Annotated in this window: 15 protein-coding genes and 2 pseudogenes; 5 read left to right on the top strand and 12 right to left on the bottom strand. The window is 44.6% G+C overall.

The annotated features are described in order from the left end of the window. Together LC605_RS23755 and LC605_RS23750 are read left to right on the top strand one after the other, a co-directional pair. Window positions 1-391, top strand: a pseudogene (locus tag LC605_RS23755) (PE family protein); the annotation flags it as partial. 2 nt (window positions 392-393) lie between these two features. Beyond that, on the top strand, window positions 394-876 hold the full coding sequence (locus LC605_RS23750) for a hypothetical protein (protein WP_229549976.1): 483 nt from the start codon (window positions 394-396) through the stop codon (window positions 874-876). Window positions 877-1094: 218 nt separating this feature from the next. Here the strand turns inward: LC605_RS23750 and LC605_RS23745 are convergent, their stop codons facing one another. From LC605_RS23745 to LC605_RS23730, 4 genes are all read right to left on the bottom strand, one after another. After that, complete coding sequence (locus LC605_RS23745; RefSeq protein WP_229549975.1) at window positions 1095-1310, bottom strand: hypothetical protein; 216 nt, start codon at window positions 1308-1310, stop codon at window positions 1095-1097. A 22-nt stretch (window positions 1311-1332) separates the two neighbouring features. Beyond that, window positions 1333-2418 (bottom strand): hypothetical protein, encoded by a 1086-nt coding sequence (locus LC605_RS23740; protein WP_229549974.1) that lies wholly within the window; start codon window positions 2416-2418, stop codon window positions 1333-1335. Window positions 2419-2831: 413 nt separating this feature from the next. Beyond that, the gene (locus LC605_RS23735) at window positions 2832-3203 is read right to left on the bottom strand and encodes a hypothetical protein (RefSeq protein WP_229549973.1); all 372 of its coding nucleotides are present in this window, start codon (window positions 3201-3203) and stop codon (window positions 2832-2834) included. Window positions 3204-3246: 43 nt separating this feature from the next. Continuing rightward, a complete protein-coding gene (locus LC605_RS23730) occupies window positions 3247-4731 on the bottom strand; it encodes a hypothetical protein (protein ID WP_229549972.1) in 1485 nt (494 codons plus the stop codon). Window positions 4732-4767: 36 nt separating this feature from the next. Here LC605_RS23730 and LC605_RS23725 point away from each other — a divergent pair, with 36 nt between their 5' ends. Further along, window positions 4768-5082: a hypothetical protein gene (locus tag LC605_RS23725; protein ID WP_229549971.1), complete on the top strand. Its 315-nt coding sequence runs from the start codon at window positions 4768-4770 to the stop codon at window positions 5080-5082. On the opposite strand, the gene LC605_RS23720 is transcribed toward LC605_RS23725, so the two are convergent. The 7 genes from LC605_RS23720 to LC605_RS23690 all read right to left on the bottom strand — a co-directional run bounded on the left by LC605_RS23720 (window position 5053) and on the right by LC605_RS23690 (window position 11898). Beyond that, entirely contained in the window at window positions 5053-7383 is a 2331-nt protein-coding gene (locus LC605_RS23720) for a DNA N-6-adenine-methyltransferase (protein WP_229549970.1), read from the bottom strand. The two genes, LC605_RS23725 and LC605_RS23720, sit on opposite strands and share 30 nt — an antisense overlap. A 13-nt stretch (window positions 7384-7396) precedes the next feature. Next, window positions 7397-8173: a DNA cytosine methyltransferase gene (locus LC605_RS23715; RefSeq protein WP_229549969.1), complete on the bottom strand. Its 777-nt coding sequence runs from the start codon at window positions 8171-8173 to the stop codon at window positions 7397-7399. Further along, window positions 8160-8558: a hypothetical protein gene (locus LC605_RS23710; RefSeq protein WP_229549968.1), complete on the bottom strand. Its 399-nt coding sequence runs from the start codon at window positions 8556-8558 to the stop codon at window positions 8160-8162. The genes LC605_RS23715 and LC605_RS23710 overlap by 14 nt, the downstream gene beginning before the upstream one ends. Before the next feature lie 6 nt (window positions 8559-8564). Continuing rightward, window positions 8565-9212, bottom strand: coding sequence for a hypothetical protein (locus tag LC605_RS23705; RefSeq protein ID WP_229549967.1), 648 nt, complete (start codon window positions 9210-9212; stop codon window positions 8565-8567). 66 nt (window positions 9213-9278) lie between these two features. Next, on the bottom strand, window positions 9279-9653 hold the full coding sequence (locus tag LC605_RS23700) for a hypothetical protein (RefSeq protein WP_229549966.1): 375 nt from the start codon (window positions 9651-9653) through the stop codon (window positions 9279-9281). Window positions 9654-9658: 5 nt separating this feature from the next. After that, window positions 9659-11266, bottom strand: coding sequence for a hypothetical protein (locus tag LC605_RS23695; RefSeq protein WP_229549965.1), 1608 nt, complete (start codon window positions 11264-11266; stop codon window positions 9659-9661). Next, window positions 11263-11898, bottom strand: coding sequence for a hypothetical protein (locus tag LC605_RS23690; RefSeq protein WP_229549964.1), 636 nt, complete (start codon window positions 11896-11898; stop codon window positions 11263-11265). Before LC605_RS23690 ends, LC605_RS23695 begins: the two co-directional genes overlap by 4 nt. A 139-nt stretch (window positions 11899-12037) precedes the next feature. Between LC605_RS23690 and LC605_RS23685 the strand changes: the two genes are divergently transcribed. After that, window positions 12038-12247, top strand: coding sequence for a hypothetical protein (locus tag LC605_RS23685; protein WP_229549963.1), 210 nt, complete (start codon window positions 12038-12040; stop codon window positions 12245-12247). A 153-nt stretch (window positions 12248-12400) separates the two neighbouring features. Here the strand turns inward: LC605_RS23685 and LC605_RS23680 are convergent, their stop codons facing one another. Further along, window positions 12401-13453, bottom strand: coding sequence for a hypothetical protein (locus LC605_RS23680; RefSeq protein ID WP_229549962.1), 1053 nt, complete (start codon window positions 13451-13453; stop codon window positions 12401-12403). A gap of 171 nt (window positions 13454-13624) precedes the next feature. Here LC605_RS23680 and LC605_RS23675 point away from each other — a divergent pair. Beyond that, window positions 13625-15854, top strand: a pseudogene (locus LC605_RS23675) (DUF2157 domain-containing protein); the annotation flags it as partial.

Below are 15854 nucleotides of genomic sequence, written 5' to 3'. Positions count from 1 at the left end.
TCCTGGATTACCAACATTATTTGCTGGCGCTAGCTCCCCTTTGAGAGGTAGCGCCAATGGGGGCATTAAAAGTACTTATGGTGGCGTTTCTGGAGGAAACGGTGCAGGATCTTCTATTGGCGGTAAAGGGGCAGATGCTCCAGGTGGGGGACTTGGAGGAAATGGTGGAAGCATTGCTAGCAGTGGCTCCCTTGGGGCGGACTCAGCTACAGGTGCAGGAGGTGGCGGCGGCGGTGGTGGTATTGGTAGTTCCTCCAATGGCGCACCCGGAGGTAATGGTGGAGCGCCTAGTGCGGGTGGTGGGGGTGGTGGCGCTACCGGTGGCGCTACTTTTGTGGGTGGTCGTGGCGGTGCTGGTGGCAGAGGAGAAGTTAGAATTTGGTGGGGGTAATTATGGCGACTTATGCGGTTATCGAAAATTCAAAGGTAGTTAATTTAATTCTCGCAAATAAGAAAAGTGATTATCCCTTAACTTCGGGGCAATTGCTAATTCAAAGCGATAGCGCAAAAATTGGTGATACCTGGAATGGGACAAGCTTTACAGCGCCAGCACCGCCACCACCGTTACCTGATTGGGCAGGATTTAATAGGCAGATGATCGTTGATGCTGGCTACAATCGCATCGCTACCACTACATCAAACCAAAGGGCCGTAAGCCGATTAGAAACGATAGTCGTCCCAGCTGGATATCTAGATGGGGTAGACACGAAAGACTATCCTTTAATCAAAGCTTGCTGGGATTCGATTATTGTGGGCGTGCCGCTTTTGGGGAAAGCAACTGCAATAGAAATTGCTAATTGGAATGCGATCGCCTTAAACACTTTCATGCAATTCCAATTTGATTCAGATGGAAAAATGGTATTAGTTAACAGTTGATAGTACCCCCTTTCAAGGTGACTCGTAAAATCTCTGTTTTTCTCTCTGCGCTCTCTGTGTCTCTGCGGTTCAAGAGTAATTTATTTAACTTTGTTAGGCGCATAAGACACGGAGTATAGAGCTTAAAGAGGAATTTATTGACCAAAATTTTTACTCACCTTGAAAGGGCTACAGTTGACAGTTATCAGTTAACTAATAACTGATAACTGATAACTGATTTAAACGTTTCCTGGAAGTGCGGCTGCTGCTATGTCAATCAATTGATTAATTTTCTCTAAGTTAGCTTGTCCAGTTGCAAATAACTGAGCAACTTGCAACTTGGCATCGTCTCGCTCCGATGCTGTTACAGTTTCCTTTGAAATCAAACCTTTAACCAAATCAGAAAGCTTATCAATTGCTTCTTCACTGCTGGGAATATTTGCTGAATTTACCATTTGTGTTTTCCTCTAAAAAAGACTATGCATTCAGAATTGCCGGAACTGGAATTATAGCGTCAAGGGGGTTCAACCCTTCATCAATTTGCACCAAAGGAGGTCTAATTGTGTAAGATATTCTTGCCCTTGCCCTACCATAAGCTTTAATTTTTCCTGCAACCAATGAGGTGTGATTTCCGTCTACGCTCCACGAAATATGATATCTAATTTTTTTGAAGTATTCTGATTTATCGGTAGCCGGAGAATAGACTTCAATTTGATTATTATCGTTCGCGTATTCGATTGTCATTGCCAGGGACTGAGTGGTATCTGGAGGGACAAACTCTTCTCCATTGGTTATTCCAACCAAGCCATCAACTACAGGAGGAATTAATGGCTGGCTAGAAACACTTCCAACGGGAACATAATCAACGCCATTTTTTAATTTGACTCTGGAATAAATTACTGTTCCGTTGCTATTAAAAACTAGGACATTAACAATCGGACAATAGCGACCTGATGGGCTGCCATTGGGATTGAGTTGATTATCATACTGCAAAATTAGCTCAGTATCCAACGGCAAATTACAAGAACCGGCAACCAAAGAGCCATTTGTTGGCTCTCCAATAATTGCGCCTAGTGTATTTTGCCAAATTACAGCAACTAAATTTCGTGCTTCGTCCCAAACGTCAGTACGTGAAATTGTATCTGTTCCGTTGTGACAAAAAATTGTTGGAGAACTGTAATTTAGTGAGTCCCCAGCTATTTCTAGACTAGTTATATCCCCTATGTAAACGCTGCCGTCAAGATGAAAATAGTTATTCGTGAAAGTTCCGTTGTCATTCAAAACTTGGATTAGAAAAACCAAGATATTGGAATTACGAACCCTCAAAACAAAAACTTTTTTATTGCTAATCGCAGTCTGAATTACGATTGGGCACGGGGTTAATGTGTAATTTTCAATTATTGATCCATCAAGAGCCTCCAAGCGATCATTGTGTAAATCCTCGTCATCTACATAATTCTTAATTAAAAACCCTTGCTGAACATTTGAATTCTCTGGTGTCAAATAACATACATGGTCGCGTGTTACCTGAAAATTGGGATCGTACTGAATACTGGTAGCCATTTTTTGCTTTAATTGTTATGAGGAAGCGGGAAGAAGAAGGAAGAAGTATGAAAATAATTCGTAATTCGTAATTCGTAATTGAATTAAGCCCGACACAAGGGGTGGGGTTTCAACCTACCTTGCGATACAAGAATTTTTTCGCTTGACTTCGGGCGACGTTTTGAACCTTCACTTTTTCCTTAAATGAGTAATGAGTAATGAGTAATGAGTAATTAAGTTTTGTGACGGGGATTTAGACCCCGACCCAAAACTTTCTGCCTGTAGAGGCAGGGGTATTAAACCCTTTCTTTTACTGTCATATCCTTCATTCCGTGAAATCCTTAAATCAGTTAAATCAGTGATAAAACATTCTGGTTACAATCCCACGTTTAAAAACGTGGGTGCTTCTTTCTTCTTTCGTAGTGAAAAAAATATTACTGGGGAGATAAAGCCGCTAGTGCTTCTTGTAATTGTTGCTCCAGTTCAGCTTCATGAGCTTGGCGCTCCAATACATAGGTATCATAAGTATTTTGTGCAGCTGCAAGCTGCTCTTGCAGTAATCCTGTTTGTTGCTGTGCAAGAGTAGCAGCATCACGAGCTTGGGCTATAGCTTGTGCATCAGCAGCATCATTAGCCAATGCTGTTACCAATTGATTTTGAATTGCAGATTTTTCGACGCTCGCATTGCTTAACTGCCCAGTCAAATCAATTAATTGAGACTGTAGTTCTATCTTTTGATTTTTTAAATCTTTGGCTAAATCTACTAACCGCGTAATAATATCTCGTACCGTTGCGAAGGTTGCCATACACTAGCCTGATAAAAGTCATATCTATCTTATGCGAGAGTTTTTAATTTTGGGTAGCATGATCAATTTCTTGCAGACTTTGTTCCACCGCGTTTTGGTCAAGGTCGTACACACGCGCTGCACGTTTAACAAAGTGCTTTTGAATTTCCTTTTTAAAAGTAAGCGAGGGGATATTGGCTGTAGCAATACCTTCCATATCAGCCAGCAACTCAGTAACTGAAAATCCAAGAAATTCATCGTATCCAGTTACCGCCCAATCTACAATTTCACCCCGTGCGATCGCAGCTGGTTTAAGTACCTGTACAATGAATTCCTTCACTACTTGCCCATAGCGTTCCAGTAATATCTCTTCAGGTCGTCTATCTTCAGATTTCGATTCACCACTCCGAGCAATAATTGAAGCCCCATCACTAGCACTCATGGCTATCTGTTGTAGCACATCATATATATCGCGTTTCACTTCAGCCCGATAAGCTATAGCAGTTTGAATAGAAGCACCACTCCGCTCAAAGGTGGTTATCCCTTGTCCAGTTTTCAAAGTCAAATAATATCCGTCTCCCATCAACCGTCCCCCTAACGGATCATCATCATCATCCACCCCAGTGATCACGGGCATTGCAAAATTATTGCTGTACAGCGCATATTCAAGCGCTGCTGTTTGCGTGAAGTAAGATTTTTGGCAATCAAACAGCTGTGCAGCCATCCACAACGCTTTGGGTAAAGTCAGTGTCACAATTGGAAACTCAAATTTACCCCCCACATTAAATATCGGCTGTCCTTCTATAATTGCTTCTATAGATATATCACGGTCAGTACAGTGCGAAATGAAAGGTTGTGGAAGTGGTGGTTTAAAATCGCGCTCAATTTTCCGCACCACGTATTTAGATGTCAACACAGCGCCATTTTCACGGTAGTAGATGGTGAAAGCGTGTTCAGGCGTGGGTGTAGCCTCCCATCCTGAGCGCACTAGCCTAAATTGGTGCAATTTAACAAAATTAAACCCATCCCGACCAGAATCCCAATCCCACAATGCCGAACGCGGGTGCAAGATAACGTAGGGGTTGAGTTCGCCGGATTCTCGCTGCTGGGCTTTGCTTACCGCACCAATTGCCCTTTTGGTATCAATTTGAGCGATCGCTTTACCCGTGGTTAAGGCCGTCATCATGGCTTGCATTAAGAAAGTGTTGAAACTGGCTCTACCGTCGTCGTCACCATCAAGTAACGCACCCCCCATGAAAAACTGCTCACTCCAGAAAGGATCGTTACTTCCGGTCGGTGTGGCGGGGTTTTTGAACAATTCAGAGTTGAAGCGTGAAAGTATCGGGGCGATTTTGTTGCAGTAGGTAGCAAGTTTTACCCGCTCCTTCATCACTGCTTCTGGTCTACCATCTGGATTGGGTAGAAGCTTGCGTTTCATCTCATCCGTCATACTGTCGCCACCCTCAACGGCAGCCGTAAGTAATTCCCAGTAATCGCAGTAGCGCTGGTGTTCAGAGTGGCGGCGCTTGAGGATTTCGAGAGTGGGCATACTTTGTACAAGTTTTATTTTAAAGTTCCCTCACCGATGCATAACGAATGGTTATTGCAAATGCGATCGCTCCTTCATCACAACGTCCCCCGATTTACAAAACATATTTTAGAAAGGGGCGGCGTGAGTGAGGAAGAGTGGGAATGGATAATTTGTGAAATTAAAAATACCAGCTATCCAATGCACATGATTGATCGGGCTGATGAATACTTGCTTTTTCCAAAAGATGAGAAAACTTTTGAAAAAGGGTTATTTGTTTTAATTAGATCGTTGGCAATCATGAGTTTTATTCCGGGTGGTGTAAGATTCGGAAAAACGATGTTAAGCAGCGACTTCCTCCTGCACCAATAATTTAACCTCTGATTTATGCAGCGAAGTAATTTTATTACCCGCAATCACCAACAACCATTCCCCATCGAAATTACGCACCTGCCAAATTGCACCTGTTTCTAAGTTTTGCACCCAATCATCCTTGTGATAGGGAAGAGACTTTTTTGCTTCCACCAACGCCTCTACTTTGGCTACAAAGATTTCATCAAGCCAACCGAAATCAGTGATGTCGCCAGTTTCGAGGACGTATTCGGACATTAATCTTGCAAGATTATCAATATTAGTAAAATCCTTTTGTAGTTTTGTGCTAGCGGTATGACACATCTCTCGCAAAACAACGGGGTTATTTTGGCAAACCTCGCTGACCGACGACCAAGTTAAATTATTGAACACAACTTTCGATTTGAGGCTGGCAATAAATTCACGCCCTTTGGAAAGTGAAGCAATATCTGGATGCGTAGTTGCTTTGAGATGAGATGCAGATAGAACTGTTTCGTGCTGACCACGGTCATCTGTTGCATCAAAAAGCACGGCAACACTGTTGTTTTTCATTCCGACCACTACACCTTGCTCCTTGGTTGAAACCTCACCCGCAAGTGGCGTGATTTCCCCTGCTTTTTCATTACTTTTCTCAGGTGTAGAAATCCACTTCAATTGATTGCGCTGAAATTGATATTCTCCATTAACTAATTTAACAATCACATTTGCATAAGCATAACCTGTGATTGTGCCAACCAAGTTATCTGGAGTTTGCACAATGTCGCCTTTGGCTAATATTTTTGTACAAGCTTGTTGAACGTCGGAGATTTGCACTAATTCTCTAGTGTCTTCAGTGTAAATATTGAGCAGATCCTCGCGCTGTATTTGCAGTTTTTTGTTAGCTTCCATCAACTCATAATTTTCTTGCTTGAGTGCTTCGACCTCCGGCATTAATTGCTGTTCTGCTAACTGCGCGTCCATATCATCCGTCAATATCTCTAATGACTGGATTTGAGAAATTAGAGATATATTTTCTTTCTGCAAAACTTCAATTGTGGCAACATCTGTTTGTTCTTTGAGGTCTTTCAATTCCTGCAAGACTTGTGCGTGCCTATCTTGAGTAGTTTGGAGCCTTCTTGTAACGCGCGATCTATCTTCAGTTATATCCGCTATTTTATCCAGCGCTTTATCCCTCTCATCGGCTATACCCGCCAATTGCATCAAAGCTTCATTCCTTTGAGCATTTGCTTTTTCTTCGCACTTTTGTGCGGCTGCTAATTCAGCCCTCAATTGAGCGTTGGCGTAGCCCATCGTAGATATCGCCTCGTTCTGTGCAGCAATTACCCCACTATCACCCTCTACAAATTGCACGCCGCTAGCAGCGCTATAAAGCGATTTAGCCCAGTTCAAAATTTCATCTTGAGGAATTTTGCCTGTCATCTCACAACCGTACTCAGCCACTTCTCGCCGCAATTCTTCAGCTTTTTGTTCGCACTCTTGGTATGGCTTCAGAGTTGCAGTGAGTTGATTGAGTTGTTCTTGTAATTGGGCAATTTGTTCGGCAATCGCGTGTGTTGCAGAAAATTGGAATTTCATATTTTTATCCTTTGGTTGATAAGAGTCATCGGGCATCGGGCATCGGGCATCGGGCAGGGGTATTAATTCTTCAAATAATGCCTTATGCTCCCACTCAGCCCAGGCTTGCTCGTAGTCTGGGATAAGCCTAATGTCGTCGGGTTCTGGTGGTTTGTTGTAATCGCAAAAAATTGTTAGTTGATTACCGTCCGCTTTGTACGGTACATCGCCAAAATGGGCAGGGTTCCATTTTCCTTCAGGCATTTTCACCACTCCTACCTCGTCAAAAACTTGTTTAAATTTCTGCCCATTTGTACCCCAATAAACGAGGCAGTGCGATTGCCTAGCTGATTGCTTGGGTTGATAGCTGGTATCTAGAAATTTGATGCGGCCTTTCCAGAAGCAAATAGGTTGGCTTTCAATTACGGGTGATAACCAATTGGTATCTGTGGCTGCTGGGACAAGTGCGATCGCCTCCATCACCCTTCCTGCTTCTATCTCTGCTTGCAATTTCGCTACCCACTTACCAGGGCATGAGTAGGGAGGATTCATGAACACCCGTCCATGCCACTCCTGAGATAGTCCATCATCAGATGCGGTGTAGTGGCGTGCGGCGGCGATATGTTTGCCCTCATCAGCGCAGGGGTCAAGGTCAATTCCCTCAAGTACCTGAGTTACCAAATCTTCAATTTTGGGCGGAGTGTACCACTTGTCTGATTCTTTAGCGGGTGTAGGTTTAACTTGAGGAGCCTTTATTGTTTCAACCATACTTCGACTACGCTCAGCAACCATCTCGCCACCACTCTTCAAGAAACTTGATTCTGCCGAATGCAACGGCTGCACACGCTGGGACAACTGAGCGTCCGTAGAGGTAGCGGCTACGGATTCTCCCTGGCGTACGTCGTGGGACTGAGATAGGCACGCCGTCCAATCCGGTGGGAAGCCCATAAACAATGCCATCATCTCGCTGCTCAAACATTGGGAAGGAGCTAATAGCCCGTTTTTCTTGAACCACTGTTCGCACCTGGTCTGCCCAGCAGGGCGGCTGCTTTTGGGTGAAGAGGCATTCGGGGTAGGCAACGACAAGCAACCGCTCTCTAAGGTGGGGCGCTCCAATGTCGGCTGCTGATATACACTGCCATTCGCCCACATACCCGATTTCGGCAAGGGACTGGATAACCTGGGTAAATCCGCGATGTCGCAAACCTTCTGGGTTTTCAATGAGAATGAATCGGGGTAAGACTTGGGTGATGATTCGGTGCATCTCCCACCACAAAGAGGACTCGACGTGCTTAAGTCCTGTGCGATCGCCGGCGCAGCTTGTCCCAGTACAAGGGAAGCCACCAAAACAAACTCCTTGCTCGTAATTCCAGTTGACATCGGGGTAATAGGTGCAGATATCTGGGTGAATTGGGGTATTGGGGAAGTGCGTAGACAGTACGGCTTGGGCATCAGGATCGATTTCTACCGATTGAATTACTCTGCCCTCATCCCCAAACACTTGATTGAAGGCAATCTCGAAACCACCGATGCCAGTGAATAGGCTAATGGCTTGCATAGACCTCACACCTCAAGTTGTTGTGATCCACAATTTTTAGCCAAGATTCATCGCTTGCATAAATCGTCCCACCATCTTCTTCCTGGCAAAGAGTGTAAAGGACATCAGAATTAATCAATTCATCATAAAGTTCGCCAAGGCAGTGGCAGATATCAAGCTTTTTGGATAGGTGATCGCTCACAGTCTGGCAACTCAAGCACATCCGGTAAGTAGACCAGTTGCCGTCCCATCGGCCTTTGATATGCCGATATTTTTCACCTGCGTTTATAGGGTGAGTACACTCACAACAATTAATCGAAGAGTGAGCAACAACAATGTCGTCGTTCCATGTCTCTTCCCCTGATTCTTCGTCGTAATCGGGTGTTTGGCAGTCACAATTGCGCATAGGTAATTACCTCAAATCATTTAAGTCTTTAATTTTTTCTTCTAACTGAGCAACCTTTTCTCGCCAATACCGCACTGGATAGTCGGATTTGAACACATCCTCTCTTTCCCAATAGCTGGTAAGTAAGTAGTTTTCGACATTGCGAATTCTGGCGATCGCACCTTCTAATTGCTTGATTAGGTGATTTAGTAGAATTCTTTTTTCGGCGTGAGTTTGGTCGTTGTTAGCCATCTCCACAATTAAAACCAGCGCTCGTAAATAAGCTAAGGTGTCATCTTTGAAAGCAAGAAACCGAACTGCAATATCTCGTTCGTCAGATTTGACTTTACGAATACCCCAAGTGATGGAACTGTGTAAGTTAGCAAAGGTGACGTTACTTTGGTTTAGCTCTTTTTCTACATAGCTAATTAATTTGACTAAACTTTGTGAAGGTATAGCTTGCCGCTCATCACCATTGAACCAAACGACGTAATCGGCAAATTCTCGCAATACCGTCCTTTCTACGGTTTCGCCAATACGCCTATCTACTTCTTGATATTTTTCATCCAATTCATCCCAAGGCGTTAGCCAATCTGTGGGAGGATTTTCTTGCAATGCAGCCCAGTCTACCCAGGCACGCCGAACAATTTTGCCAAGACTTTCTCTGTCGATCATCAAACAATACTCCATAAATATTTACAAAACAAACGGCAATAGCGCGTCTCGTCTTTCTGTTGTGTGTCATCGAAAGTACCCCTTCTTACCCACCGCAAGCAAAATTCGCATTACGTAGCTGGTTGTGCCTTTATTTTTTACTTTGAACTTTTGCCCATGATGTTTGGCAGTATCGGCAGATATGTTGATTAGCTCCCCTGACAGAACTTTGCTGTAGTCAGATAATCCCAGTTCAATTTCTAATTGTTCTGGCGGCTTTGGGTAATATTCTGTGCTTTTTAGTCCACATAGCCTTTGTGTGCCGGATGCGTAGCGATTCAGATGCTCAATGGTTTCCCCAGATATGAACTCATGCTCATCTTTTCTTTCTAGTTGCTCAACGGGGATACCTGCATTGAGCAGCCGGGGGTCAACTAAGTAACAGATGCATTTAGTTATCATTGGCTTTAAAAATCAACTTCAAAGACTTGACCATCAACAATCTCGTAGCCTTGTGCTTTGGCTTGACGCTCTACATCTGCAATTACAGAAGGTAGTCCGGTCTGTAATAGCGAATTCCAATGAGCTAGCTTCCGTAAGAGCTTTTCTTGCTCCTTAAATCGCTGCCTTTCTTCTGGACTAACAGAAGGCATACCCAAAGAGCCAACCAAAGCATTTATTTTGTCCACGGCAACTTGTGCATTTGTTATAGGGGTACAAGACTTTTTGATGAGAGCAGCTTTATTTTTTTCGTCTAACTGGCGATAGTAATCGGAAGCTTCCCGGTTAACGGTTATTGAATAAGCTGCGTAATTTTCTGCACCAGAAGGTGCTGATGTAGCTGCGGTTTTGTATTCGTCGGTTGCCACTGATTCAATCATTGAGGTTGCAGGTGCAGACCTAGTGGCTTCTATGATTTTTGGGTCTATGTTTTCGGTTGACTCTGCTGTAATTCCGGTGAATGCGCGTTGATGCTTGATAAATTTTTGCAACTCTATTTCGCTTATCTCAACGCCATTGTTCAACCTGGCCGCAGCCGTCGCCGCATGACAGACCATGTGTTTATGATACTCAGCCCATCGGCTTGCACAGCTTTCAGGACTATTTCTTAGCGAGGCTTTAAAATCAGCTTCAGCCTGGAACCTATCTTGCTTATGGAACTTTTCCATGCATCTGCTAGTGTGCCAATCAATAAAACTCTGGTTGAATTTCATGAATTCCGTTCTAGTCGGAGGCTCTAGCCAAGGTGTATCCTCTCCACCGTAAACAAGTGCTGGATGGGCAGCTTCAGTCCAGCGATCATATTTTTGCTGGTCGCGGGTTTTTCCTGTGAAAAATTTATCAGTTGAAATTTTCACCGGAACATCTACTCTCAAGACAGTCTGACTTGCAACTTGCGTAAACTCTGATAGCGTAGCGTTAGCGACGTTAGGAGCGTCTTGTCTTAACAACGTAGCGGGGGATTGGACTGCTACCTCTTCTGCTATTTGAAATCCAAATTCTCTCTCTCCCTCTTTTTTTGGGTGGGGTGTCGGGGTCGCGTCAGCGAGGGCGACATCTGAATAAGAATCTGAGAGAGAGTCTGATCTATAGAATATATCTGAAGATAATCTGGTAGACTCCTGAAAGCTTTGTGTATCAAGAGTTTCGAGCGTTTTTTCTGCCACGGATGGCAGTGTTTCTGCCACGAATGGCAGTGTTTCTGCCACGGATGGCAGTGTTTCTGCCACGAATGGCAGTGTTTCTGCCACGGATGGCAGTGTTTCTGCCACGGATGGCAAAACGCTTGCCACAGCAGGATTAGAAGCATTTTCATCCCACCAAACAGTAATCTCGCCCTTGACTTTCCAATCAATAAGGTTATGGGTCTTTAAAAATGAAATGGCTCGGTAAAAACTGCGCTCACTAATTCCCCACTCTTGGCAAAACTCTGGAGCCTTAAAAGTCCATTTCCATCCCTGCCCTTTAGTGCCACGAATAATCCCAAGCAAGTAAGCTGTGACAGTTATCAGATTTTTCTGATACAGCCATTTGAGAGTATCTATATCCAGCCTCCAAAATTGATCAGATTTCACGCCGCCACCTTCCCAGGTACAAACCCACTTTTCATCAACTGCTCATAAATCACTCCTTTCTGCCACACAGAAAGCCTTGGCAGTATCCGCAAGAAAGTTGCCACAGCTATCTCTGTATCTAGTTGCTGTTCTTCGGTTGGCATCCCCTCGTTACGCTCAACATCAGGGAGTACCTGAAGTCCAGGTTTCAATCCGAGCGATCGCGCGATCGCTCTCCCTTCAACCTTTGCCGAAGTTAACCCTTCAGTCTTGTCAATCACAAAAAGCATATTGTCGGGGATTAATAAGCTATTTTCATCGCCAAATCGAACAATGCAGCGATCCACAGATGGGTGCTGTGCTACAACTCCCTCCGCACCGTGCAACTCTTCATCTGGATAGTAGGGAAGTATCTGCACAGTTGCCCCAATTGGGGGGCGGGGTGTTTTGGGAAGCTTTACTTTGGGCGGTTTTATCTCTGCTACAGCTGCTTCAAAGTGTTTTGCTTTTGGTTCCTCTCCCTGAGTCTGGGCCATCTCTATGGCACGTTTGTAAGCCTTCTCCATCTGTTGTGGCTGTTCAAGTCGCGTCAGGGGTCTGATTTGTTTTTCCATGTATTGTTGCGGAATGTTAAGACCCCGGGGTCTTAACATTTGTACACATTTCTCGGCCGCAATCATTCTGTTTAAGTGCCTGTCGGTAATATCTAAGTCTTCAAGCGGTTATACAAGGGATGAGTTGGTATCTATTTGTGCAGGTGAGAACGCGCCGAGGCCAGTGCGAGAATATCTTTTGGCTCAAGACGTAATACCGATTGTCGATCAGCTTCCAGATAGAGAGGCAGCAATTGTGGCGCAGCACATTATTGCGAGATTGGCCCAACCTAAAGTGTCTCTGAACGGTGTCAAAGGTGAAGGGGTTTCATTTCACCTTGAGTTAATGTCTCAGGTTGATTTAGCGGATCTGTTGAGAGCGATCGCAACGCGCGTTGAAAAAGAATAGCAGTGAAAAAAGCAGGGGAGCTATTAGTTCAAAGCTTGGGAGAAAAACCACGCCACTTGCGGGTGAGGCTTCAACCAAGGGAGAAAAGGAGCAAGGGGCTTTTGCCCACAAGGGGCAAGGTTTGTACCTTTTCCCCTGCCCCACTGCCTCTCATCAAGGTACTTCACCATCAAACCGCGCGATCGCTCTTTCTACTGCCCTAAAATTAGTTTTCTCATCAATGTGGCGTTGATAAGTTTTCAGGTGTTCTGTCACCGAATGCCCCATTAACTTCGCTGAGGTAGTCACTGGCAACTCAAAAACCACGCTGACGCGGATTGCATAGGCGTGTCGGAGATCGTAAGGAGCGAGTGTTGCTCCTATTTTTTTAAAGTGATATTTCAAAGATTGGTAAACCAGCCTACCAAGCTCTTGGTACTCTGATTTTTTGGTTGCGAGTTTTTCTTGCTCCCACAATCCCCAGCGTTCAGCCCACTCAGGGTAAAAAGGCACTGCTATGCGATCGCCTGTTTTACCTTCCAAGATATGGCATTTGTAGGGAGGGAAGGGATCGATCTTAGCGAAAAATACTTCATGTGGCCTCAAGCCATAAGCCGCCAACATCCCATAAACCCATTGCCAGCGACGACTAGTGATTTGCTCCCTAACAAAGGCGATCGCTTGGTCAGACGGCAAATCCTTGATTGTGCTATTGGAACTATATTTACTTTTGTAAGGCTGTAAATCAACACTAATCCCCGCAAACTTAGCCAGTTTAATATAAGTTTGAGTAGTGCGGTGTCTAATCCAGGTATTAATTGGCAAGGAGGATATTGTCCTTACTAGCAGTTCTCCAGTTAATTCAGCCTTTGGTGGGAGCCTCCCTAACTGGAATAAATAATGTTTTTGCCAAGTGGCAAGAGTGAAATTTTGCCGTTTCACCAAGAACTCTTCCCTGAAAGCCTCTATCCAATATTCACAGGTATTTCCTGATTTGAAATTCCCGGATTCAATCCAGTTAGCCCAGGGAAAGTCCTGTCCGGACTTCCAGCGCACAATATCAGATGCTAATTCTATCGCCTTATCCTCTGCGGCTTTGAATCCTGCGGGGTTGGCGTACACCCCCAGTGCTATATCTTGTTGATACGCCTGGGTTTTTTGACTACTTGGGCGCGGTGGCAATGTTGCCCTAAGACTTAATGTATCCCCTCGCTGCCGAAGAGACACCCCTCTTTTGCTAACCTTGAGCCGTTTATTTATTTCTTCTAGCGAATACTTCACCCTAAATCTGCCCTAATTATCTAGGTCAATCTAGGATATTTTAGTATATTCTGGGATATTCAAGATATCCTAAATTGTCGAGATAAAACAATAAATCCCGGTTTTGCGGCGTTTTCTATGATAAATTCAGGCTCGCCCCTTGAGCGCCCACTAAAAATTGAAATCAGGCTGCCATCCTCCCATCCTCAGTTATTAGAAGGACTAGATATATGGCTGCGCTTAGGTTTGATATCTGATACCCAAGTTAGACAGCTATGTCGAGAGTTTTTGGTATGTACGGTGGTGTTACAACCCCAGGCTGAAGCTAAAACAAAGGTAGTATTTGCAACTTCCGACCCTGTGCAGGAGTTGCCTGTAGCAGCTTTACAATCTAGTAGGGGTAGACAACTCCAACAACAACCAGCTAAACCCAACTTGATCAGCACAATGTTGCAGTCCTTGGGGGCAGAACTGAGTGTTCGTTGGCTGCTGTTTTTAGGTGTAGTCCTGGTAGTGGTATCCTCTGGGGTACTGGCTGCGAGTCAGTGGGAGAGGTTTCCCGCCTCTGGACAGTATGGAGTTTTATTTGCTTATACTTTGAGCTTTTGGGGGTTAAGCTTTTGGGCGACTAGGCAAAATAACCTCAGATTGACCGCTCAGACATTGCTAATTGTCACCCTTTTGTTAGTTCCAGTGAACTTTTGGGCAATTGATAGCTTTCAGTTGTGGCAAAATCCTGTGGATTGGATTGTAGTTGCGATCGCCTTTCCTACTCTCACCGCAATTACTGTTTTACTCTCCAAAAATCGGACTATTTTCCCTAATTTATATAATAGAGCGAAATTACCTTTAGCCAATATTCTGGGTCTGAGTTATCTGCATTGGGGTTGGCAATTAAGAGGATTTCCCTTAATTGCCATTTATGTGGCAATGATCGGCACAACTATCATTAGTGTTTATCACCATCTTTACCAACAGCCTAATCCGACCAGCGAAGAAGATCGGCGCGATCGCACTAGGTTAAGTATGAGTTTACCTGCCATCGTAATTATTTATGCTTTGATAGTGTTGTTAGTGCGAGCAATTTTTGTTGCCAGGTTAGATGTCACCCAATTAGGGTTAGCTATTGGCATTTGTGGCTGGTTAGTGACTTGGTTAGCACTGCATCGCAGGGTCACAGGCAAAGCAGAGGAACTAACAGTAATATTGCCCTCATCCCCCCCATCCCCCCCATCCCCCCCATCCCCCTTATCCCCCCCATCCCTCTTACTTTGGCAAAGACTCGGTGCCATTTTACTCTTCCTAGGTTGGCTGGTTTCCGTAGTCAATTATCCTTGGCAAGCAATAGCTGTAAGTGGCTTGGCTTTGTGGTTTGTGGGAAGTCGCTTGCGGCGATACAGTTTCAAGGTAGACTTTGCAGCAGTTTTTCTCATCGGCTTACAGACCATTTGGCTCTTTTGGCGATTAGTACCTGATAACTTACAGAAATGGGCGATCGCAATTGGTACTCAACTCACCAATTCTCAAAATGAACCTTGGGCGTTACTGAGTGTAGTTTTATTTCCCTACATAATTTTGATGGTGACGCTCACAGATAGCTTATATCGCAGCCAAAAGCGAGAATTAGCTAAATTTGGCGAACTGCTGACCCTCTTATTGGGAACTTTTTTAACAACCATCGCTCTGATCAACCCGACATTGCGATCGCTAAATCTGCTATTTTCCACCATCACCCTCGCATTCGTCACCAAACGCCACTCCCCCTCATCCCCCTCATCCCCCTCATCCCCCTCCCTTCCCCTGGTATATCTAACTCACATCATGGGGCTGCTGACATTTTGCTCTACCATTAATTGGCTGTTACCAACACTGAGTCAACAAGCCTGGGCAAGTATTTTATTGGCTCTGATGGTTGCAGAATGGGGATTTAGTTTAGAGGAAGGTTTATGGCGACGGAGTGCATGGGATATCGGTTTGGGACTAGCCGCAGCTAGTTTTTTCCTATTGTGGATGAATGCAGAATCATCTTGGTATGGTGTAGCTGATAACCAAGCTGATTGGGGAGTCATTTGGCTAGTTACGCCTTTAGCTCTCACAGGTGTTGCCAATCGCACAATTATAGAGCGTCGGATTCCTACCCGTTACTTGAGTGTCTTAGCTGTGGGAGTTGCCCAGTTACTGACTTTACAGCTACCAGAAACCAGATTAATCGGTTTGGCTGTGGGTGCAGGATTGATGTTTGCAAATACGCACTATTTGCGAAACCAAATATCTGCGGTAATTACAGAAGGATTTATTCTGAGTTTCATTGGGACACTGCTATGGACAGGTGTACCTGGTTTACCTCGCCTCACGGTAGCAGGTTGGT

Origin of the sequence: Nostoc sp. CHAB 5836 (assembly GCF_020829445.1) — a bacterium.
Lineage (GTDB): Bacteria > Cyanobacteriota > Cyanobacteriia > Cyanobacteriales > Nostocaceae > Nostoc.
This window is presented reverse-complemented; position numbering and strand designations above follow the sequence as displayed.